This is a genomic window from Brucella sp. RRSP16, from assembly GCF_052246815.1.
In the GTDB taxonomy this organism is placed as follows: Bacteria; Pseudomonadota; Alphaproteobacteria; order Rhizobiales; family Rhizobiaceae; genus Brucella; species Brucella intermedia.
Genome location: NZ_JBQQAM010000009.1, coordinates 125,652 through 147,035 on the forward strand (window position 1 = coordinate 125,652; position 21,384 = coordinate 147,035).

The following is a 21,384-nucleotide window of genomic DNA, read 5'->3' on the forward strand; positions in this document are numbered from 1 at the left end:
TTTTATTCTCCGTTGCAATATCTGGTTTTGCGCTGTTCCAGATAACGATCCGGCCAGCCCAGATCCTTGCGCAGGTCTTTTGGCAGACCGTCGATGACGCGCTGTGTGCGGATAAACCGGCGGCGTTCGTCCTGCCTGCGCTTGTATTCCTTCAAGACTGCGATCAATGGTGCGATTGCGAGTGCCATGGTGAAAACTCCCTCATCCTTGGATACGCAGTATCGCACACCCCTTCTGACAGCTATCTGTCAGGAGCAAATCCGTCCTTTATTATCGTCCCAATGGAACGGGATCGCAACGTCACGCCTTGTAGCGCGGTGCTGCCGTATAGCTGAGAGGGAGGCGTCCGCCATCAGCATAGATGGTCTGGCCTGTCACATAGCTCGCCTCCCGCGATGCCAGAAATGATGCTATCGAAGCAATTTCAGATGCTTGGCCGATACGACCAAGCGGCGTTCGCGACAGGATCGCGTTGCGGGCATCGGCGTCCGTGTTCACGGCGGAAAGCATGTCGGTCTCTATGGAACCCGGGCCGATCGCATTGACGCGAATCCCCCAGCGAGCGAGCGCTACTGCCATGGAGCGTGTCAGTTGGTTCAATCCGCCCTTGGAAACGGAATAGGCGAGTTGCTCGGGCAGGCCGAAGATGGCGTTGATCGACGACATGTTGATGATTGTGCCCGGATCGCCGCCCGATTCGACGCGCTCCACCATGCGTTTGGCCACGGCCTGTCCGCACAGAAACGCACCCTTGAGATTGACCCGCATCACGCGGTCGAAATCTTCTTCCTTGAGATCAAGGAAATCCGCCTGATGCACGATACCGGCATTATTGACGAGAATATCGATCTCGCCGAGGTTGGTTATGGTGAAGGTCAGGAGATTGTGAATGTCGAGCTTGTCGCCCACGTCGGCAGCCATGGGATGCACCGGGCCGAACTGCTCCAGATCCCTGGCTGCGCGCATGGCTGCGGCATTGTCGATGTCGGACAGGACAACGCTTGCACCGTCCAGCAGGAAGCGTTTTGCTATGGCATAGCCAATACCGCGGGCAGCGCCGGTGACGATGGCCACCTTGCCTTCTAATTGCATGGTCGATCTCCAGTTTGCGTGGAGATTGGACCGGCGGAAACCGCCGGTCAATAGTTCGGGAATGGATCAGGCGAAGGCGAGGCCAGTGTGACGCTCGCGCAGAACAGTGCTGATTTCGTCCAGAATAGCCGGGTCGTCAATTGTGGCTGGCATCTTCCATTCTTCGCCGTCAGCGATCTTCTGGATCGTGGAACGCAAAATCTTGCCGGAGCGCGTCTTCGGCAGGCGTTTGACGGTCAGCGCCAGCCGGAAGGCGGCAACAGGGCCGATGATGTCCCGCACCATGCTGACGCACTCCTTTTCGACCTCCTGGGGATCGCGTTCGATGTTGGATTTCAACACCAGGAAACCGCAGGGAACCTGCCCCTTGAGGGGATCGGAAATGCCGAGCACCGCGCATTCGGCAACGTCGGGATGGCTTGAAAGCACCTCTTCCATCGCGCCCGTCGACAGGCGGTGGCCGGCGACATTGATGATGTCGTCGGTGCGGCTCATGATGTAGAGATAGCCGTCCTCGTCCATGTAACCCGCATCGGCGGTTTTATAGTAGCCCGGAAATTCGTTCAGATAGGCCTTGCGGAAGCGCTCATCCGCATTCCAGAGCGTCGGCAGGCAGCCCGGCGGCAGCGGCAGCTTGATGAGGATATTGCCAAGCTGGCCGCGTTCGAGTTCATGGCCTTCATCGTCCAGCACGCGGATATCATATCCCGGCAGGCAGACGGCCGGTGAACCATATCTCGTTTCCAGAAGCCCGAGGCCAAGCGGATTGGCGACCATGGGCCAGCCGCTTTCCGTCTGCCACCAGTGATCGATCACCGGACAGCCCAGCAGGTTTTCGGCCCAGTGAATCGTGTCCGGATCGGCGCGTTCACCAGCAAGATAAAGGGCGCGGAACTTCGAAAGGTCGTAGCGGCGCACGAAATTGCCGTCCGCGTCATCCTTCTTGATGGCGCGCAGCGCCGTCGGTGCGGTGAACATCACCTCGACGCCATGCTCCGCGATGATGCGCCAATAGGTGCCCGCATCCGGTGTGCCGATCGGCTTGCCCTCGAACAGGATGCTGGTCGCGCCATGGATCAGCGGCCCATAGACGATATAGGAATGGCCGACGACCCAGCCCACATCGGATGCCGCCCACCATACCTGACCGGGCTCCACGCCAAAAACATGCTTCATGGACCAGGCGAGCGCCACCATATGCCCGCCATTGTCGCGCACGACGCCTTTGGGCTCCCCGGTCGTACCGGAGGTGTAGAGCACATAAAGCGGATCGGTTGCCTCGACGGCCACGCAGGGGACATGGCGGCCACGCGCGGCATCGACGGCTTCGCGATAGTCGATGTCGCGGCCCGCCACCGGCTCGTGCCGGTGCTGTTCGCGCTGCAAGATGATGCAATGATCGACTTTATGGTGCGCGAGTGAAATCGCTTTATCCAGCATGGCCTGATATGGCACCACGCGCGTCGGTTCGATGCCGCAGGACCCGGCGATGATCATTACCGGCTTGGCGTCGTCGATGCGGGTTGCAAGCTCATTGGCGGCAAATCCGCCGAAAACCACGGAATGGACGGCGCCGATGCGGGCCGCAGCCAGCATGGCGACGGCTGCTTCGGGAACCATCGGCATATAGATGAGAACGCGGTCGCCTTTCGTCACACCATTGTCGAGCATGACGGCGGAAAGCGCCTCCACTTCCTCCAGCAGTTCGCGATAGGTGAATTTCCGGACCTTGCCGGTGACAGGGCTTTCATAGATCAGCGCGACCTGCTCGCCGCGCCCGTTGGCGACATGGCGGTCGAGCGCATTATAACAGGTATTGCACTCAGCACCCTTGAACCAGCGGCCATAGACACCTTCGTCGCCCGCAAAAACCTGATCCCATGGCTTGAACCAGTCGATTGCCTGCGCCGCTTCAGCCCAGAAGCGTTCAGGATCGGCCTGCCATGCGGCATAGGTTTCGGCATATTTCGAAGTCATGCTCTTCCTCCCAGAAGCACGCGCAACGCCAGCGGGCGGGCGCATGATTAGTCTGCTGACGAAAGCGCAAGATCGGCCCCCTGCGGCCCATCTCCTCCATGCGCCTTTCATCACCTCCGCGTACAGTTTATGCCGCCCAACGGTAATTCGTCCATGAAACTTAAGATGAAGGCGAAGCATGCCGGTAAAACGGTTGTGTCTGCTGTGCGCGTCTTGCGGCGATCACCTGTCTGCTTCACAAGGAGGCAGAGAGGTGATCTGTGACAAAAATCCTGCCCGTGCTCCTCGTTCTTCTGATGGGCCTGCACATCATCAAACCGCTCGGCTTGCCCGGCCTGAAGCGGCGCGGCGATTTCTGGAAAATCGCCGCCATCGCCATTCTGGTGATGGCGCTGGCGGTCGGCTTTCATCTGCACGAGGGATGAAAGGCGGCTCAGGCCGCCTTTTCCAGTTCCTTTTTCCAGCCGCCGGTGGCAGCAAGGCCGTTCATCTTTGCGCGATGCGCGAAAGCACGCTGACCGGCTGCGATATTCTCATCCCTGCCGCCCCAGGCTTCCAGTGCCGCCGCCTGCAACGCCCGGCCATAGGAAAAGGTCATTTTCCATGGCATGTCGAAACCAGCATTCATGGCGGATAGATGGGCTGTCGCTTCTTCGCCCGTCTGGCCGCCGGACAGGAAGGCGATGCCGGGCACTGCTGCCGGAACGGTGTTGCGGAAACAGCGGACGGTCTTCTCCGCCACTTCTTCCACGGAAGCCTTGCGGGCATTCTTGCCGTCGATGACCATGTTCGGCTTCAGGATCATGCCTTCGAGCCGGACGCGGGCATCGTAAAGTTCCGTAAACACCGTCTTGAGAACCCATTCCGTCACGTCATAACAACGGTCGATGGTGTGATTGCCCGGCTTGCCGTCCATCAGCACTTCGGGTTCGACAATCGGTACGATGTTTGCTTCCTGACAGAGGGCGGCGTAGCGGGCGAGAGCCTGCGCATTCTGCTTCACAGCGCCCCATGAGGGAAGGCCGTCGGAAATCGAGATCACCGCGCGCCATTTGGCGAAACGTGCGCCAAGCGCATGATATTCATTGAGCCGCTCGCGCAGGCCATCCAGCCCCTCGGTGATGGTTTCGCCTTCAAAACCCGCGAGGGGTTTTGCACCCGCATCGACCTTGATGCCCGGGATCGCGCCAGCGTTGCGGATGATGTCGACAAGCGGCGTGCCGTTCTTGGCCTTCTGCCTTATGGTTTCATCATACAGAATGACACCCGAAATATAGTTCTTCATCGCTTCGTCCGCGCGGAAGAGCATTTCGCGATAGTCGCGGCGCGTGTCTTCGGTGGATCCGAGATCGATCGCGTCAAAACGCTTCTTGATGGTGCCTGAACTTTCATCGGCGGCGAGAATGCCTTTTCCTGCCGCTACCAGTGCAATCGCAATATCTTCAAGACGTTCGGTCATATGCAACGCTCCTTCTATCAAGGCGATGAGGGAGTGTTGGTTAAAACTATGGCGAGCGCAAGTCATTGAAACGTTTGAAATATTTTTCAAACGGTTTAGGTCTTTCATACGGGCATCGCATGTTTTTGCCGAAACTGGTTTTATATCCGGGTTGCGAACCCCATGTAAGAAACCATTGAGGAAACCCCGCCTGTTTCCGTCGATGAGATTGGAGGAGGAAATATGCGACGCGTCCTTTTTAGCCTGCCGTTTGTTCTGGCTGCATCGATGGTCGCCCTGCCGGTGGTGAACGCTTCGGCTGAGAGTGTCAACGCCGGCGACAGGCAGGCCGCAGCAAATGCTCCGTTTGCGGTAACGCCGGTGGCCGAATTCGATACGCCATGGGCGATCGCCTTTCTGCCCGATGACAGGCTGCTTCTGACAGAGAAGGGCGGCAAGATTTTCATCGTCACGCAAACGGGTGACAAAATTGCCGTCGATGGTGTACCGGAAGTCGCTTTCGGTGGTCAGAACGGTCTGCTTGATATCGCGCCCGCACCCGACTTCGAGAAGAGCAAAGCGGTCTATTTTTCCTATAACGAACCGGCGCAGAGCGGCAGCAGCGTGGTGCTGGCACGCGCTGTTCTGGATGAAGGTGACGGCAAGGCGGCGCTGAAGGACAGGACCGCCATCTGGAAGCAGGATGCGGCGGCGCGTGGCGGACAGCCGGGCGGCATTATCGCATTTGCGCCGGACGGCAAGCATTTGTTCTTCTCCGTCGGTGATCGCATGTTGCCTGCAAGCGCGCAGGACGATGCAGCGCCGATGGGAAAAATCCTCCGCATGAATCTCGACGGGTCCGTTCCGAAGGATAATCCTCATGCCGATGCGGATGGTGTGCGGGCACTGACCTGGTCTACCGGCCATCGTAACCCCTACGGGCTGGCCTTCGGTCCCGATGGAAAGCTCTGGGAGCATGAGATGGGGCCGCGCGGCGGCGACGAGTTCAACCTCATCAAGCCCGGTCTCAATTACGGCTGGCCGCTTGTCTCGAACGGCGACAATTACAGTGGCCGACCGATCCCGCGCCATAGCACACGTCCGGAATTCGAGCCGCCATTGGTGTACTGGACGCCGGTTATCGCTCCGGCCGGGCTTGCCTTCTACGAGGGGGACATGTTTCCCGAATGGCGCGGATCGGCGCTCATCGGCGGACTTTCGGTCATGTCGCTGGTGCGTGTCGTGATCGACAAGAACGGCAAGGCGGACGAAGCGGAACGCTTTGAAATGGAAAACCGTATCCGTGATGTGGCGGTGGGCCCAGATGGCGCCATCTGGCTGATCGAGGACGACAATCCGGGCCGGTTGCTGAAGCTGACACCAAAAAAATAAGCCCGGCGGAACCGGGCTTACTGAAACCTGATGTGGGGTGTTATTTCTTCAAGACATCGACGCCGGGGAGAGGCTTGCCTTCCATCCATTCAAGGAAGGCGCCGCCCGCGGTCGAGATATAGGTGAAGTCGTCGGCAACGTCCGCATGATTGAGGGCAGCGACCGTATCGCCGCCGCCGCCAACCGAAACCAGCTTGCCTGCCTTGGTGCGGGCTGCGACATGCTTTGCAGTCTTGACCGTGGCGGCGTCGAAGGGGCGCAGCTCGAAGGCACCGAGCGGGCCGTTCCAGACGAGCGTGGCGGCGTCATCGATAGCCGAGGCGATCAGATCGGTCGAAAGTGCGCCTGCATCGAGAATCATGCCATCGCTTGGCACGGCATCGACGCCATAGGTCTGGTTCGGCGTGTCGGCTGCAAAGTGCCAGCCCACGACAGCATCGACAGGCAGGATGATCGCGCACTTTGTGGTTTCGGCCTTGGCCATGATTTCGCGGGCGGTGGAAGCAAGTTCGTGCTCGCAGAGCGACTTGCCGACATCATAGCCCTTGGCGGCGAGGAAGGTGTTTGCCATGCCGCCACCGATGACGAGCGCATCGACCTTCTCGATCAGGTTGGACAGGAGGTCGAGCTTGGTCGAGACCTTTGCGCCGCCGACGATGGCCACAACCGGGCGAGCCGGATTGCCAAGGCCCTTTTCCAACGCTTCAAGCTCAGCCTGCATGCCGCGGCCCGCACAGGCGGGCAGGACATGGGCAAGCCCTTCCGTCGAGGCATGCGCGCGGTGGGCAGCCGAAAACGCGTCATTCACATAAAGATCGCCATTGGCTGCCAGAGCTGCGACGAATTCCGGATCGTTCTTTTCCTCGCCCTTGTGGAAACGGGTGTTTTCCAGAAGCAGGACATCGCCGTCCTTCAACGCATCGACCGCGGCCTTTGCCTTGTCGCCGATGCAGTCTTCGGCAAAATGAACCCCGTGTCCAAGCACCTTGGCGAGAGGTTTCACGACATGCTTCAAAGAGTTTTCATCCGAAGCCACGCCTTTGGGGCGACCGAAATGGGCGAGCAGAATAACCTTTGCGCCTTTCCTGGAAAGTTCGGCAATGGTCGGAACGATGCGTTCGATACGGGTCAGGTCGGTGACTTCGCCATTCGCCATTGGCACGTTGAGATCAACGCGGACCAGTACGCGCTTGGACTTGACGTCGGCATCGTCGAGAGTGCGGAAACTCATGATCTTTCTCCCAGAACTGTCTTTCGGGTGCCGGTGGAGCAGTGTGCTCAAACAGGCAGGCGCCGGAAAAGGGTTGGATAGTCGGTGACAAGCCCGTCCTCGTCGACGGGCAATTCGGCGGTGAAGGTGCGGTCGGCTGCCTCGTAGCGATAGCGCCGTCCTTCCTCGATACAGGTATAGCGCTGCTGGTCGCGCAGCGGGCGGAAACTGTCGAAAGGCACGTAAAGCATGTCGAGCTGTACGGCGCCGCTTTCCGGCGTCAGGCCAAGGCGGCGGATGGGCAGCGTGTTGGTGAAGGGGGTTCCCGCCAGATCGATATCGATGCAGCCGTCGAATTCAGGCAGTGCATCGCCAGCCATCGTGTTCCAGTGGCCGGTGCCATCGGAAACCAGCTCCAGCCGGTGGCCGGACGTGGTTTCGATCAGGAAATGAAGGACATGCCAGGCGCTGTTGCAGTCGATGCTGTAGCGCACGCCGTAGGGGACGCCGCCGCGATCGCCAATCACCACGCTTTCGGCACGGATCGTGCGGCCGGTAGGGCCGAGATTGAGATGTTCGAGCCCTTCTCCTTCCAGCGGACGCCAGCGCGCAGCGGTGGGGAGAAGGGCGCGAAACATGATCGGCGCTTAGATCAGCTTGCCGAAGGCGACAGCAGTATCGCCCATGCGGCTGGAGAAGCCCCACTCATTGTCGTACCACGACAGGATACGCACCATGGTGCCTTCCATGACCTTGGTCTGGTCCGTGTGGAAGACCGAGGAATGGGAGTCATGGTTGAAGTCGTGCGAGACGAGCGGTTCGTCGGTATAGCCGAGGATGCCCTTCAGGCGGCCATTGGCGGCTGCACGGATTGCATTGTTGACTTCATCGACAGTCGTTTCGCGCTTGGCGATGAAGGTGAGGTCCACGACCGAGACGTTCGGAGTCGGAACGCGGATGGCGACGCCATCGAGCTTGCCCTTCAGTTCCGGCAGGACGAGGCCGACGGCCTTGGCTGCGCCCGTCGAGGTCGGGATCATGGAAAGAGCGGCTGCGCGGGCGCGGTAGAGATCCTTATGCATGGTGTCCAGCGTCGGCTGTCGCCCGTATAGGAATGGATCGTGGTCATGAAGCCCTTTTCGATGCCGATGGCATCGTTGAGGACCTGAGCCACCGGCGCAAGGCAGTTGGTGGTGCACGAAGCGTTGGAAATGACCAGATGGTCCTTGGTCAGCTTGTCGTGGTTGACGCCATAGACGACGGTCAGGTCGGCACCATCGGCAGGAGCCGAAACGATGACGCGCTTGGCGCCTGCTTCCAGATGCATGGCGGCCTTGTCACGCGAGGTGAAGATGCCGGTGCATTCCAGAGCGATATCGACGCCTTCTTCCTTCCACGGCAGTTCAGCCGGGTTGCGGACGGCATGAACCTTGATCGGGCCATAACCGACATCGATGGTATCGCCGGCGACCTTCACTTCCTTGGGGAAACGGCCATGAACGCTGTCATAACGCAGAAGATGCGCGTTGGTTTCCACCGGGCCGAGATCGTTGATGGCGACGACCTGGATATCGGTGCGGCCAGATTCGACGATGGCGCGGAGGATGTTACGACCGATGCGGCCAAAGCCATTGATTGCGACGCGAACTGCCATTTTCTCTTATTCTCCCGATTGGGTTCTGCATCTTGCGATGCGTCTCATTAGAACTGGTAGGTTCAAACATTGAAACGCCGACGTTTGTGTGACGCCGGCGTTTCCTTAAATCATGCGGCGTTGAGCTTCTTCTCCGCGGCTTCGGCGGCATGTTCTGCCGTGATGCCGAAATGCTTGTAGAGATCGTTGATCTCACCCGAAGCGCCGAAGCCCTTCATGCCGATGAAGATGCCGTTTTCGCGGATGAAGCGTTCCCAACCGAGCGAGATTGCCGCTTCAATGGCTACTTTCACCGGCGCGTCGCCGATGGTTGCCGTCTTGTAGGCGTCGCTCTGCTGTTCGAAAAGCTCGAAGCATGGAACGGAAACGACGCGGGTCGCGATGCCCTTGCCTTCCAGAAGGTCGCGGGCCTTGAGCGCGATTTCCACTTCCGAGCCGGTTGCGAAGATCGTCACCCTGGCGTCCTTGCTTGCGGCAGCAAGCTCATAGGCGCCGTAAGCCGACAGGTTTTCGTCGCGATGCTCGGTGCGGACCGTCGGCAGGTTCTGGCGGGTGAGCGCCAGCGTCGAAGGGGTCTTCTTCGATTGAAGGGCGATCTGCCAGCATTCGGCGGTTTCCACCGCATCGGCAGGACGGAACACATTGTGGTTCGGAATGGCGCGCAGCGCAGCCAGATGTTCGACCGGCTGGTGGGTCGGGCCATCTTCGCCAAGACCGATGGAATCATGGGTCATGACATAGATGGTGCGGATGCCCATCAGCGAGGAAAGACGCATGGCCGGGCGGCAATAGTCCGAGAAGGTCAGGAAGGTGCCGCCGTAAGGGATGAGGCCGCCGTGCAGCGTCATGCCGTTCATGGCGGCAGCCATGCCGTGTTCACGGATGCCGTAATGGACATAACGCTGGCCGTAATCTTCCGGCGTTACAGCCTTGGTCTGGCTCGTCTTGGTGTTGTTGGAACCGGTGAGGTCGGCAGAGCCGCCCACGGTTTCCGGCACAACGCCATTGATGACTTCAAGAGCCATTTCCGAAGACTTGCGGGTCGCAACCTTCGGCTTGTCGGCGGAAAGCTTCTTCTTGTATTCGATGATGGTCGCATCGAAGTTTGCAGGCAGGTCGCCACGCATCCGCCGCTCGAATTCGGCGCGGGTTTCAGCGTCGGCCGCAGCAAGGCGCTTTTCCCATTCCTGACGCTTCTTGGCCGCATTGAGGCCAGCCACACGCCATGCGTCCAGCACTTCAGCCGGAACGACGAAAGGTTCCTCACTCCAGCCCAGAGCCTTGCGGGTAGCGGCAATTTCTTCAGCGCCGAGCGGCGAGCCATGCACCTTGTTGGTGCCGGCCTTGTTCGGCGCGCCGAAGCCAATGGTGGTCTTGCAGGCGATGAGCGTCGGCTTGTCGGAAACCTTGGCCAGTTCGATGGCCTTGGCGATTGCGTCCTGGTCATGACCGTCGACAGCCATGGTGTTCCAGCCGGAAGCGGCGAAACGGGCAGGCTGGTCGGTATTGTCGGACAGCGTGACAGGGCCGTCGATCGAAATGTTGTTGTCGTCCCAGAACACGATCAGCTTGTTCAGCTTCAGATGACCGGCAAGCGCGATTGCTTCCTGGCTGATGCCTTCCATAAGGCAGCCGTCACCGGCGATCACATAGGTGTAATGGTTGACGAGGCTGTCACCGAACTGCGCATTGAGGATGCGTTCGGAAAGCGCCATGCCGACGGCATTGGCGATGCCCTGGCCGAGCGGGCCGGTCGTCGTTTCGATACCGGCGGCGTGGCCATATTCCGGATGGCCAGCGGTGCGCGAGCCGAGTTGGCGGAAATTCTTGATCTCGTCGATGGTGATGTCTTCGTAGCCCGAAAGATAGAGCAGCGAATAAAGCAGCATCGAGCCGTGGCCTGCGGAAAGCACGAAACGGTCGCGATCCGGCCAGTGCGGGTTCTGCGGGTCGTGCGAGAGGAAACGGGTGTAAAGCGTCGTCGCTATATCGGCTGCGCCCATCGGCAGGCCGGGATGGCCCGAATTGGCTTTCTCGACCGCGTCCATGGAGAGGAAGCGGATTGCGTTGGCCATCTGGTTTTGTTTGTCGGAATTGGTCATGGTCTCAGCCGTCTTTCCTTGGGAGGGGTTAACGGGGTTGCGGCGATGCCTTTTGCCTGAGCACGATCCGTATCGAAAACGGTTTCATGCGTTTTAGGATCACGCTCCAGAAGGCACCGGGACACATAGCACCTGCACATAAGGAGTCAATAAACCGATGAGTTTTGGGTAATAAACTGTCCGCGACTAATCGATTGAGTAGCGCTGACAGCTTATATGCAACCACTGAAAAGCCGTTTTTGCACCGATAACGGTGTATGAACGCTCGTATATGCCCCTCATTTGTTGCTTATCGGGCAGTCGATTATTACAATCTTTTCAAAGATGCCCGTCCCGCAGGCGCGATTCGATGTCCCTGAATTGGGCTTGCGATTGGCATTGGAAAGGACATGGATGGCACCCGATACGACCCTCAGGCAAGTCTTGGAACGGCTGGAAAAGGCACTCAACGCGCTTGAACAAGCGGTCGATCTGCGGCTGGACAAGGAAGGCGATTTCGCCGAAGCCGAGGAAGAGGTGCAGCGCATGAATGCGGATCGCAGCCGTCTCGCCCAGGAACTCGACCAGTCCGAAGCGCGCGCGGAGCGGCTTGAAGCCGCCAACCGCGAGGTTTCACGCCGCCTCGTGACTGCGATGGAGACAATCCGCGCCGTTCTGGACCGATAGGAGGCTACCATAGCGACCGTAACCGTTACCATTGATGGCAAGGCCTACCGGATGGCCTGCGACGAGGGGCAGGAAGAACACCTCTCCGGGCTCGCCCACCGTTTCGACCAGTATGTGACCCATCTGAAGTCGTCCTTCGGGGAGATTGGTGATCTGCGCCTGACCGTCATGGCCGGGATCATGGTGATGGACGAGATGGCGGAGATGCAGAAGCGCATCAACGGTCTGGAGAGCGAAGTCGACACGCTGCGCCGTGCCCGCGATGAAGCTCTCGGACGCGCCGACAGCAACGATGCCGCCCTGACCGGCCTGCTGACGGATGTGGCATCACGCATCGAGCAGGTGGCCTCGCGCATCGCGCCGCGAAGCAGCTAGAGCATTTCCAGCAAAAGTGTGAAACGTCTACGCGGGGAAATCAGTTCACTGGACTGATTTCCTGTCCCGCTTCGATGCGTTGGATAATGCGATAAAACAAATAGTTAGAGCGGTTCCGGCGTTTTTGTTAGAACAGGAACCGCTTTAGGGTCAGGACCCGTGGTCCTGCCCACATCGCAGTTCAGATTTTTCTGAAAAGATTTCCTGTTGAGCTGGTACAAGCCACTGGCGTTCCCGTCCGGCAGATACTATATTGGTCGCTGGCGAACTGCGCTTCCCGACAGGTGTAACAGCATCCCCGGGGCCTTATTGATCTCTAAGGGAGCTGTCCCTGTGAAGGCTTGCGGGCTTTCGCATATGGCGCCCACCTACTTTGTAGGTTCCCGGGATCAATCACTACCATCGGTCGTCGTGGTCGCCGCTTTCTTTTCCGGGCTTGTAGCGTGTTCGCTATAAGCTTGATCTTACGGACAATTTGTTCGTAAACAGGCGCAAAACTCCAACCATTTGCGCATCTTGATGAAATCTCCCGAAACAGCATCGCCCGATTCATCGGAAAGACTGGCCGTCGCGATACCCGTCGCATTCGTTTACGGGCTTCTGCTTTATGTCATGATCTGGTCGCGCCATTACATGGACGCGATGCCGGTCATTGCCGGGCTTGCCCTGTTGCCGATGGCGGTTGCGAGCCTCGCCTCCTGCCTGTCGGACCCGCGCGCGCAAAAGGGGCTTTGGCGTCATGTGCGCATGGGCTGGGCCATCATTGGCGGGCTTGTCGTCACCAGCATGGTGCTTTTCCACGAGGCGGGCATTTGCGTGGCCATGGCGGCTCCATTTTTCATGGTGTTTTCGGCTCTCGGTTCGGCGGTGACATTGTGGATCATCCGGCAGTTCCGCTCGCGGCGCTCGACCACTCTGGTCATTGCGCTGCCGCTGCTGGTACTGCCTGCCGAGCTTCAGATGACCTATGCTCCACACGACAGTTACGTCACGACGGTAGTCGAAATCGCAGCACCGCCGGAAGTTGTCTGGCGGCAGACGGTCGAAATCCGCGATGTGCGGCCCCACGAACTGTCGTGGACATTCAGTCATGGCATATTGGGTGTGCCGCAGCCGGTGGATGCGCGGCTTGAAGGAGAGGGCATCGGGGCGGTGCGCCAGCTCCGGTGGACACATGGCGTCAATTTTCAGGAAATTGTCACACAATGGGAAGAAAACCGGCTTCTGGCGTGGGATTTCCGCTTCGGCCCGGGGTCCATACCGCCCGAGGTCGAGGCGCATATCAAGGTCGACAGCACCTATCTGAAGCTTGCCCAGGGCAACTACAGTCTCGAACCGCTGGCGAACGGCCATACGCGCCTTACGCTGACGACCCACTACCGGATCGCAACGCCGATCGATTTCTATTGCGACCTGTGGGGAAAATTGTTCCTGAATGATTTCCATGGCGTCGTTTTGAAGGTCATCCGCGACCGTTCCGAGAAGATCGCCCAAGGGGCGGGCGGAGTCACTTGACGGATTGTCATATTGCGGTTCCACTGCATGGCGAAACACGGCAGCAGGGAGTGGCTTGGCATGACGGCAACGGAGCGTAGCCCCGGTCTGGAAAAGCAGGAGCTGAGACGCAGGATTCTTGCAATCCGCGATGCGCTTGATCCGCGCTTTCATTACGAGGCTTCTCTGGCGGCTGCCAAAAAGGGGGAGGCCGCAATCGACGTTCCCGAAGGCACCCTGATTGCAGGCTACTGGCCGATCCGGTCAGAAATCGATCCGCGTCCCCTTTTGTCCGCCTTCCGCGCCAAAGGCGCACGGCTTTGCCTGCCCGTCGTTCTGGACAAGGAAACGATAGCCTTTCGTGAATATCTGCCGGACGCGGAACTGGTGCAGACTGGTTTCGGCACGATGGGACCGGGGGAGGACGCGCCGGTTGTCGATCCGGCGATCATGCTGATGCCGCTTGCCGGCTTTGACCGGCGTGGCCACAGGCTCGGCTACGGTGCCGGGCATTACGACCGCGCGCTGGCACGCTTTACCGAGCGCGGTTTGCAGCCGCTGCTGATCGGCATGGCCTTCGACTGTCAGGAAGTCGAACATGTGCCCGATGAGCCGCACGATATCGCACTCAACCAGATACTGACTGAAAGCGGCCTGCGTTCGCTTGGAACAGGGCCGGCGCTCTAGTTTTTGCTCCTGCATTTATGCGATGCCAGGGGATGCCGCCTGACTGCAAAATGCCCTGACCGGCTTGCGTTCGCTTGGCGCAGGTTTATAAGGCAATCTCATGAGATTGCTTTTTCTTGGTGATATGGTGGGCCGGTCGGGCCGTGCCGCGGTTTATGAAAAGCTGCCGGGGCTGATTTCCGATCTGAAGCTGGACTTCGTTATCGTCAACGGCGAGAACGCCGCTGGCGGTTTCGGCATTACCGAAGAGATTTTCCACGACACCATTCGTGCGGGTGCCGACGTGGTGACGACCGGCAACCATGTGTGGGATCAGCGCGAGGCGCTGGATTTCTCCAGGCGCGAAGATCGCTTCCTGCGCCCGGCCAATTTCCCGAAAGGGACGGCGGGCAAGGGTGAAGGGCTTTATATCGCCAAGAACGGTGCCCGTGTTCTGGTTTCGAACATCATGGGCCGGGTGTTCATGCATCCGGATCTCGACGATCCTTTCATCGCTGCCGAGAAAATTCTGGAAGCCTGTCCGCTTGGTGAACAGGCCGATGCCGTCTTCTTCGACTTCCATGCCGAAGCGACCAGCGAAAAACAGTGTTTCGGCCACTTTGTCGATGGCCGCGCAAGCGCGGTTGTCGGCACGCACACGCATGTGCCGACGGCCGATTGCCAGATATTGCGCAATGGCACGGCCTATATGTCGGATGCGGGCATGTGCGGCGATTACGACTCGTCGCTCGGCATGGATAAGGAAGAGCCGCTCAACCGCTTCCTGTCCAAAGTGCCGAAAGGACGGTTCGAGGCGGCGAACGGCCCTGCCACCATCTGCGGCGTCGGCATCGAGATTTCGGACCGCACAGGGCTTGCAGAAAAGGCCGCTCCCCTGCGCATCGGCGCGCATCTGGAAGAGACGATACCGGCGTTCTGGAGTTAACCGTTTCAGCAACGGCTTTCGGTTGCAGAAACAGGGGCGGTGACTTTCACGCCCTCGAAATTTTCCGGCCCCGCAATCCGGGTGCACAGATCAGACCATTCGCAATGTTCGCAGGCCGCGCGCAGCGTGCCATCGGCGAAGCTCGAGCGCATTGCTGCCAGCCGCTCCGCATCGAGCGTGAACGGGGAAGGCGTGGTAAGTACCGTTCCCAGAAGTTCGCCCACGGTCTTAAGCGCCAGTGCGTCGCGTCTCCTGACGCTTGCTTCATAACAATGACAGTCGCCCCCGCAGAGCAGGGGCGCGCAGACGTCATCGGGACCATCGACCAGAAGAATATCTTCTCCCCGGCTCAACCGCCCGGCAATCGCATCGTAGTTTTCCACGAAAGCCGGGCTGTAGCCCTTGCCGACATAAGTCAGCATGCAAAGAAGATGATGGCCACGCAGACGTATGGTCAACGGTTCGGCGCTACAGCCTTGAGGATCGCTGCGCCGAGAGCCGACTTGATGAGACCGCCGAGCAGGAACGGCGTCACGCCGAAGGCGATGGCCTTTTCAGCGCCGATGAGGGTGGACAGCCAGACTGCACCGAGAGCGAGGCAGATCATGTTGGCAGCAAGGAACGAGACGAATGCGAGGCCGACGCGGTTGCCGTTCCAGCCGCGTTCGGCCAGATAACCGGTCAGTGCAGCAATAATCGGGAAGGAAACGAGATAGCCTGCAGTCGGGCCTGCGAAATGTGCAAGACCACCGGCGCCGCCTGCGAGAACCGGAAGGCCCATCATTGCTTCTCCAAGCCAGGCCAGAACCGTGGCCATGCCAAGACGCCAGCCATAGAGCGCGCCGATCAGCGGAACGATCAGGGTCTGCAGCGTGATCGGAACCGGAATCATCGGAACTTCGATCTGTGATGAGACGGCGAGAACCAGCGTGCCAAATGCTACGGCCGCGAGGCGCATTGCCGGGGAGCGGGCTTCGAGATTAAGCGGGCTAAAGGATGGGCGGGTGTGAATGATAGTCGACATGGTTACCTCGAATTATAGATAAAATTGAGATTCGATCTATATCTTTTTAAAGCTCGTGACGATAAACGCAAGAGCCGAACGAACGGCACCATCCCTTGCTGTGGAAGTTGCGCGCAAAAAGCCCGTTCCGCCGCCTGAAATCCGCGTGGGTATAGAGATACGTTAAAGCCGAAAGAAGCGCGTGCGATGGCGTCAGCCGACGATCGCGAACGAATCGCGCGTCTTGCCTGATGCCGTCTTGACCGGGCGGTGTCCGATCCATTGCACGTGCCGGGCGAGGATCGTGGCGGCGCTGTCGACATCGTTCTGGCGCAGCGCTTGCAATATCGCCCGGTGGTCATGGTCGGTGCGGGCTTCCCATTCCGAACGCCACGTGGCGAAAAGGAACCGCGCGCTGGCGGCATGAAGATCATCGATTGCGGCGAGCAGGCGCGGCATTTTGCAGGGTTCGAGTATGAGCCGGTGAAAGCGGCGGTTGGCGTCTTCCCAGCTTCTGACGTCGCGCGACTTGTCGCCTTCCAGCGTTGCCTGTTCGGCGGCGTCGAGCGTTGCCTGCGTGATGTGCGGTGCCGCGTGGCGGAGCGCCAGAACTTCCAGAGCGGCACGCATTTCCGCAACTTCCCTGATCTCACCAATATCGAACGACGCAACCCGGACGCCGCGTCTCGGTTCCGATACTGCAAGGCCCTGAGCCTCCAGTCGTCGGAACGCTTCGCGGACCGGCACATGGCTGGTCTCGAACTCTTCCGCGATGTGATCCTGTCGCAGTTTGGTGCCCGGCTCGATCTCGCCCGCAATGATGCGGTCGGCAAGGATGCGGCTGATGCGGGCTGCGATGGTTTCGCCGGGGGTGTTGTGGGGAGGCTGAATCATGAATTTATAGATAATCGGCTTTGCCCGCCGGGTCGAGTGATATTGCCTTTATTGACAGGGAATCGATGTTTGTAGCGCTTTTGCTGGACGAATGGGCCTGAATTCCTTATAACGCCGCCATTCTGCACGGAAAGCACTGTGGCCCGACCGCGGCCCTTCTCTGCTTGATCTCTGTTTCATGCGTGACGCTTCCGTGCGCAGCATTTTAAACAGAACAGGGGTGCCATGGCCGGCCATTCACAGTTTAAGAATATCATGCACCGCAAGGGCCGTCAGGATGCGGTGCGGTCGAAAATGTTTTCCAAGCTCGGGCGCGAAATCACCGTCGCTGCCAAGCAGGGTCTGCCTGATCCTGCGATGAACCCGCGTCTGCGTCTGGCGATCCAGAACGCCAAGGCGCAGTCCATGCCAAAGGACAATATCGAGCGCGCCATCAAGAAGGCTGCCGGCAATGACGGCGAGAACTATGATGAAGTGCGCTACGAAGGCCGTGGTCCCGGCGGCGTATCGGTCATCGTGGAAGCGCTGACGGACAACCGTAACCGCACGGCATCCAATGTCCGTGCAGCCTTCACGAAGTCGGGCGGTGCGCTGGGCGAAACCGGTTCGGTTTCCTTCATGTTCGATCGCGTTGGGGAAATCATCTACAAGTCGTCTGTTGGCGACGCCGACAAGGTGATGGAAGCAGCCATCGAAGCTGGCGCTGACGACGTGCAGTCCGGCGAAGAGGAACACGTCATCATCTGCGCGTTTGAAGACATCGGCGAAGTGTCGAAGGCTCTGGAAGCTGCTCTCGGTGAAGCCGAATCGATCAAGACGATCTGGAAGCCCCAGACCAATACCGAACTGGACGAGGAAAAGGCGCGTTCTGTTCTCAAGCTTCTCAACGTGCTTGAAGACGATGACGACGTGCAGAACGTCTACACGAACTTCGAAGTCAGCGACGAAGTGATGGAAAAGCTGAGCGCCTGATCCGGTCCTCAAGATTGTTTTTGAAAAATCCCGGCCTTGTCCGGGATTTTTTGTGCCTGGCGAAACGAAAAAATCGGGCAATAAAAAACCCCGCCGAGGCGGGGCTTTTCAACCAGATGCAATATCGGATCAGATGCCGAGATTGCCGAAACGGTTCTTGAACTTCGTAACGCGACCGCCGCGATCGAGCAGGGTCTGCGAACCGCCCGTCCAGGCCGGATGGGTGGTCGGGTCGATATCGAGGTTCATCGTATCGCCTTCCTTGCCCCAGGTCGAGCGGGTCGTGTATTCGGTGCCATCGGTCATCACGACCTTGATGGTGTGGTAGTCGGGATGGATATTGGCTTTCATCTTCTCAATCCTGAAAGTCTGGGGTGAAAAGCGCAGCCTTGACTATCGAAACTGCGGCACTTTCGCCCAATGGCAGATATGAAGACCCATTACCTGCAGGCAACGGCTTCCAAAAGGGTTGGCGAACCTATACATCAGGCGCACGGCAATAACAAGGGCGCAAACACAAGAATGGCCGACCGGGATACTGAAATTGATATGAATCATGAATTGACCGCAAAAGAAAGCCGCCAACGCCGTTCGCTGAAGCCACTCAAGAGAGTGGCGCCGTTCCTCGCGCCCTATAAGGGACTGGTTGCAGGTGCGCTCTTCTCGCTGGTGCTTGCCGCCGTGACGACCCTTGCCGTGCCGGTCGCGCTGCGCCGCATGATCGACCATGGCTTCACCGGTTCGAATGCGATCTTCGTCAATAATTACTTCGGCATGCTCGTGGCGCTGGCGCTCATTCTCGCGCTTGCATCGGGCCTGCGCTACTTCTTCGTGATCTCGCTTGGTGAGCGGGTGGTGGCCGATCTGCGCAATGCGGTCTTTTCGCATGTGACGGCGCTTTCGCCGGAATTTTTCGACCGGTCGCAGTCAGGAGAAATCGTTTCGCGCCTGTCATCCGACACGGTGCAGATCAAGTCTGTGGTCGGCGCGACGGCCTCTGTTGCGCTGCGCAACATGATTCTGGGTGTCGGCGCGCTGGCGATGATGGTTGTCACGAGCCCGAAACTTTCGGCGCTGGTCATCGCGGCCATTCCGGTCATCGTCATTCCGCTTATCGCCTTCGGGCGTTCCGTGCGCCGCCGCTCGCGCATGACACAGGACATGCTGGCGAAAGCCAACGCCTATGCCAGCGAACAGATCGGCGCGATGCGCACATTGCAGGCCTTCACCAACGAGGAAATGGTGGTGGGTCGATTTGGCAGCGCCGTGGAAAAGTCTTTCCAGGCAGCACGCTCTTCCATTCAGGCGCGCGCGGTTCTGACTGCTTTTGCCATTTTCCTGATCTTCTCCAGCATCGTGGCCGTGCTATGGTTCGGTTCGCGTGACGTGCTGGCCGGTACGATGTCAGCCGGTACGCTCGGCCAGTTCGTGCTCTATGCCGTTTTTGCAGGGAGTTCCTTCGGGGCCTTGTCGGAAGTTGGCGGCGAGCTGGCGCAGGCCGCAGGCGCGACGGAGCGGCTTGTCGAAATTCTCGATGAGCAGCCGGGTATTGCCCCGCCTTTGAAGCCCGTTGCCATGCCGGTGCCGCCACGGGGCGAGATCGTGTTCGATTCCGTGCACTTCTCCTATCCGACGCGACCGGATGCGCCGTCGCTCAACGGTGTCAGCTTTACGGTGAAGCCCGGCGAGACGGTTGCGATTGTCGGCCCCTCAGGCGCGGGCAAGAGCACGATCTTCGCGCTGGTCATGCGCTATTATGATCCCCAGTCGGGCAGAATACTCATCGACGGCGTTGCCTTGCCTGATGCCGACCCGCAGGCCGTTCGCGCGCGCATCTCGACCGTGCCGCAGGATGTGGCGATTTTCGCCACCAGCGTGCGCGAAAACATCGCGTTTGGTAGGCCAGGCGCAACCGACGAGGAAATTATGGCGGCGGCAAAAGCCGCCCTCGCGCATGATTTCATCATGGCGCTCGACAAGGGCTATGACACGGAAGTGGGCGAACGCGGGGTGACGCTGTCGGGCGGCCAGCGCCAGCGCATCGCCATCGCGCGGGCAATCCTCCGCGCCGCGCCCATCCTTCTGCTTGACGAGGCGACATCGGCGCTCGATGCCGAGAGCGAAATGCTGGTGCAAAAGGCTCTGGACGGCCTGATGGCTGACCGCACGACACTTGTCGTCGCTCATCGGCTTGCGACCGTGCTCAAGGCCGACCGCATCCTCGTGCTCGACCATGGCCGCATCGTCGAAGAGGGGACGCATCAAACCCTCGTCGAGAAGGGCGGTATCTATGCCCGCCTCGCCAAACTGCAATTCGATGCGGGGCTAGTGGATTGAATTTGACGTTTGAATCCCGACTGAAGGAGATGCGGTTTCAAACGTCAAATTCGAAAAATCCATTAGATACATAAAGTGACCAGAGGTCTTCGTCGCCAAATAGACGGGGACGGCTTCTCCCCGTTTATGCTTCTATCTCTCCGTCAGTTTCAGCTCGATGCGGCGGTTCTTGGCGCGGGCATCGGCGGTGTCCGAGGCATCGAGCGGCTGATATTCCCCGAAGCCCGCGGCAACGAGCCGGTTGGCCGGGACACCATTGGCGATCAGGAATTTGACCACAGCGGTGGCGCGGGCCGATGAAAGCTCCCAATTGTCGCGGAAGCGCCCGGTGCCTGCCAGCGGCACATTATCGGTATGGCCGTCGACACGCAGCACCCAGTTGATGTCGTCCGGGATTTCCTGATTGAGCTGGTTTACCGCATCGGCGAGCTTTTTCATTTCATCCTGACCGGCGGGATTGATATCAGACGAGCCTGTGGGGAACAGCACTTCCGACTGGAAGACGAAACGGTCGCCGACAATGCGGATATTTTCCTTGTCGGACAGGATTTCACGCAGACGCCCGAAGAAGTCCGACCGGTAGCGGTTCAGTTCCTGCACCCGCTGGGCCAGCGCAACGTTCAGGCGGCGCCCCAGATCGGCGATCTTGGCGTTGGATTCGCGGTCGCGGCTTTCAGAAGCGTTGAGCGCATCTTCAAGTGCCGCGATCTGGCGGCGCAGAGCCGAAATCTGCTGGTTCAGCAGTTCCACCTGACTGAGCGCGCGGGCGCTGACCTGCTTTTCGGCATCAAGGCTTGCCGACAGTTCCCCGGCGCGCTTTTCAGCGGCGGCACCTGCGCCACTTCCTTCCTTCAGCAGGCTTTGCAGGCGCGAACGCTCGCTTTCCGCCGTGGACAGCGAAGCTTGCAGATTGGCGATGGTGTCCTGCATGTCCTGCGAATTGCTGCGCTCCAGCGACAGGAGCTGGGTCAGCTCCTGAATCTGGCTGTTGAGGCGGGCAAGCACGCTGTCCTTGTTGTTGACCTCACGGCTGAGCAGGAACTGCGCCAGCACGAAAACGGTCAGCAGGAACATGATTGCCAAGAGCAGCGTCGTCAGGGCATCGACGAAACCCGGCCAGTAATCGACATGCCTTTGGGTGCGGCGGTTGCGGGCAAGAGCCATGG

General features: G+C 59.4%; 21 protein-coding genes, 1 other RNA gene and 1 pseudogene. 10 read left to right on the top strand and 13 right to left on the bottom strand.

Annotation, left to right across the window (positions count from 1 at the left end; all coding sequences use genetic code 11):
* Positions 1 to 2 precede the first annotated feature (2 nt).
* The 3 genes from ACS5UA_RS15550 to ACS5UA_RS15560 form a co-directional block, all read right to left on the bottom strand.
* The gene (locus ACS5UA_RS15550) at positions 3 to 188 is read right to left on the bottom strand and encodes a hypothetical protein (RefSeq protein ID WP_021588023.1); all 186 of its coding nucleotides are present in this window, start codon (positions 186 to 188) and stop codon (positions 3 to 5) included.
* A 112-nt stretch (positions 189 to 300) separates the two neighbouring features.
* Positions 301 to 1,092, bottom strand: coding sequence for an SDR family NAD(P)-dependent oxidoreductase (locus ACS5UA_RS15555; protein WP_021588022.1), 792 nt, complete (start codon positions 1,090 to 1,092; stop codon positions 301 to 303).
* 66 nt (positions 1,093 to 1,158) lie between these two features.
* Positions 1,159 to 3,069 (bottom strand): propionyl-CoA synthetase, encoded by a 1,911-nt coding sequence (locus ACS5UA_RS15560; protein ID WP_021588021.1) that lies wholly within the window; start codon positions 3,067 to 3,069, stop codon positions 1,159 to 1,161.
* Positions 3,070 to 3,329: 260 nt separating this feature from the next.
* Here ACS5UA_RS15560 and ACS5UA_RS15565 point away from each other — a divergent pair, with 260 nt between their 5' ends.
* A complete protein-coding gene (locus ACS5UA_RS15565) occupies positions 3,330 to 3,494 on the top strand; it encodes a hypothetical protein (protein ID WP_021588020.1) in 165 nt (54 codons plus the stop codon).
* A gap of 8 nt (positions 3,495 to 3,502) precedes the next feature.
* On the opposite strand, the gene ACS5UA_RS15570 is transcribed toward ACS5UA_RS15565, so the two are convergent.
* Entirely contained in the window at positions 3,503 to 4,528 is a 1,026-nt protein-coding gene (locus ACS5UA_RS15570) for a class I fructose-bisphosphate aldolase (RefSeq protein WP_443101497.1), read from the bottom strand.
* A 222-nt stretch (positions 4,529 to 4,750) separates the two neighbouring features.
* Between ACS5UA_RS15570 and ACS5UA_RS15575 the strand changes: the two genes are divergently transcribed.
* The gene (locus tag ACS5UA_RS15575; protein ID WP_021588018.1) at positions 4,751 to 5,899 is read left to right on the top strand and encodes a PQQ-dependent sugar dehydrogenase; all 1,149 of its coding nucleotides are present in this window, start codon (positions 4,751 to 4,753) and stop codon (positions 5,897 to 5,899) included.
* A 40-nt stretch (positions 5,900 to 5,939) separates the two neighbouring features.
* Here the strand turns inward: ACS5UA_RS15575 and ACS5UA_RS15580 are convergent, their stop codons facing one another.
* The 4 genes and pseudogenes from ACS5UA_RS15580 to tkt form a co-directional block, all read right to left on the bottom strand.
* Positions 5,940 to 7,130 carry a phosphoglycerate kinase gene (locus ACS5UA_RS15580; RefSeq protein ID WP_021588017.1) on the bottom strand — a complete coding sequence of 397 codons (1,191 nt, stop codon included), beginning with the start codon at positions 7,128 to 7,130 and terminating at the stop codon, positions 5,940 to 5,942.
* A 47-nt stretch (positions 7,131 to 7,177) separates the two neighbouring features.
* A complete protein-coding gene (locus ACS5UA_RS15585) occupies positions 7,178 to 7,747 on the bottom strand; it encodes a putative glycolipid-binding domain-containing protein (protein WP_021588016.1) in 570 nt (189 codons plus the stop codon).
* A gap of 9 nt (positions 7,748 to 7,756) precedes the next feature.
* Positions 7,757 to 8,763, bottom strand: a pseudogene (gap, locus tag ACS5UA_RS15590) (type I glyceraldehyde-3-phosphate dehydrogenase).
* Positions 8,764 to 8,873: 110 nt separating this feature from the next.
* Positions 8,874 to 10,865, bottom strand: coding sequence for a transketolase (tkt, locus tag ACS5UA_RS15595; RefSeq protein WP_021588014.1), 1,992 nt, complete (start codon positions 10,863 to 10,865; stop codon positions 8,874 to 8,876).
* 393 nt (positions 10,866 to 11,258) lie between these two features.
* On the opposite strand from tkt, the gene ACS5UA_RS15600 reads away from it, so the two are divergent.
* From ACS5UA_RS15600 to ACS5UA_RS15625, 6 genes are all read left to right on the top strand, one after another.
* On the top strand, positions 11,259 to 11,531 hold the full coding sequence (locus tag ACS5UA_RS15600; RefSeq protein WP_006473231.1) for a DUF4164 domain-containing protein: 273 nt from the start codon (positions 11,259 to 11,261) through the stop codon (positions 11,529 to 11,531).
* Between the two features lie 9 nt (positions 11,532 to 11,540).
* A complete protein-coding gene (locus ACS5UA_RS15605) occupies positions 11,541 to 11,906 on the top strand; it encodes a cell division protein ZapA (RefSeq protein WP_031347278.1) in 366 nt (121 codons plus the stop codon).
* A gap of 262 nt (positions 11,907 to 12,168) precedes the next feature.
* Positions 12,169 to 12,327, top strand: a non-coding RNA gene (ssrS, locus tag ACS5UA_RS15610) — 6S RNA.
* Positions 12,328 to 12,425: 98 nt separating this feature from the next.
* On the top strand, positions 12,426 to 13,421 hold the full coding sequence (locus ACS5UA_RS15615) for an SRPBCC family protein (RefSeq protein WP_112669486.1): 996 nt from the start codon (positions 12,426 to 12,428) through the stop codon (positions 13,419 to 13,421).
* Positions 13,422 to 13,481: 60 nt separating this feature from the next.
* Positions 13,482 to 14,087, top strand: coding sequence for a 5-formyltetrahydrofolate cyclo-ligase (locus ACS5UA_RS15620; protein WP_021588011.1), 606 nt, complete (start codon positions 13,482 to 13,484; stop codon positions 14,085 to 14,087).
* A gap of 100 nt (positions 14,088 to 14,187) precedes the next feature.
* On the top strand, positions 14,188 to 15,012 hold the full coding sequence (locus tag ACS5UA_RS15625; protein WP_021588010.1) for a TIGR00282 family metallophosphoesterase: 825 nt from the start codon (positions 14,188 to 14,190) through the stop codon (positions 15,010 to 15,012).
* 5 nt (positions 15,013 to 15,017) lie between these two features.
* On the opposite strand, the gene ACS5UA_RS15630 is transcribed toward ACS5UA_RS15625, so the two are convergent.
* The 3 genes from ACS5UA_RS15630 to ACS5UA_RS15640 form a co-directional block, all read right to left on the bottom strand.
* The gene (locus ACS5UA_RS15630) at positions 15,018 to 15,470 is read right to left on the bottom strand and encodes a DUF1284 domain-containing protein (protein ID WP_021588009.1); all 453 of its coding nucleotides are present in this window, start codon (positions 15,468 to 15,470) and stop codon (positions 15,018 to 15,020) included.
* Positions 15,467 to 16,036, bottom strand: a complete 570-nt coding sequence (locus ACS5UA_RS15635) for a biotin transporter BioY (protein ID WP_031347277.1) — start codon at positions 16,034 to 16,036, stop codon at positions 15,467 to 15,469. Before ACS5UA_RS15635 ends, ACS5UA_RS15630 begins: the two co-directional genes overlap by 4 nt.
* Before the next feature lie 192 nt (positions 16,037 to 16,228).
* On the bottom strand, positions 16,229 to 16,909 hold the full coding sequence (locus ACS5UA_RS15640; protein WP_021588007.1) for a GntR family transcriptional regulator: 681 nt from the start codon (positions 16,907 to 16,909) through the stop codon (positions 16,229 to 16,231).
* 225 nt (positions 16,910 to 17,134) lie between these two features.
* Between ACS5UA_RS15640 and ACS5UA_RS15645 the strand changes: the two genes are divergently transcribed.
* The gene (locus ACS5UA_RS15645) at positions 17,135 to 17,881 is read left to right on the top strand and encodes a YebC/PmpR family DNA-binding transcriptional regulator (protein ID WP_006467737.1); all 747 of its coding nucleotides are present in this window, start codon (positions 17,135 to 17,137) and stop codon (positions 17,879 to 17,881) included.
* A 129-nt stretch (positions 17,882 to 18,010) separates the two neighbouring features.
* Here the strand turns inward: ACS5UA_RS15645 and rpmE are convergent, their stop codons facing one another.
* Positions 18,011 to 18,232: a 50S ribosomal protein L31 gene (gene rpmE, locus ACS5UA_RS15650; protein WP_006467736.1), complete on the bottom strand. Its 222-nt coding sequence runs from the start codon at positions 18,230 to 18,232 to the stop codon at positions 18,011 to 18,013.
* A gap of 69 nt (positions 18,233 to 18,301) precedes the next feature.
* Between rpmE and ACS5UA_RS15655 the strand changes: the two genes are divergently transcribed.
* A complete protein-coding gene (locus ACS5UA_RS15655) occupies positions 18,302 to 20,218 on the top strand; it encodes an ABC transporter transmembrane domain-containing protein (RefSeq protein WP_021588006.1) in 1,917 nt (638 codons plus the stop codon).
* A 132-nt stretch (positions 20,219 to 20,350) separates the two neighbouring features.
* Here ACS5UA_RS15655 and ACS5UA_RS15660 read toward each other — a convergent pair whose 3' ends face one another.
* Positions 20,351 to 21,382, bottom strand: a complete 1,032-nt coding sequence (locus tag ACS5UA_RS15660) for a peptidoglycan -binding protein (protein WP_021588005.1) — start codon at positions 21,380 to 21,382, stop codon at positions 20,351 to 20,353.
* Positions 21,383 to 21,384 lie beyond the last annotated feature (2 nt).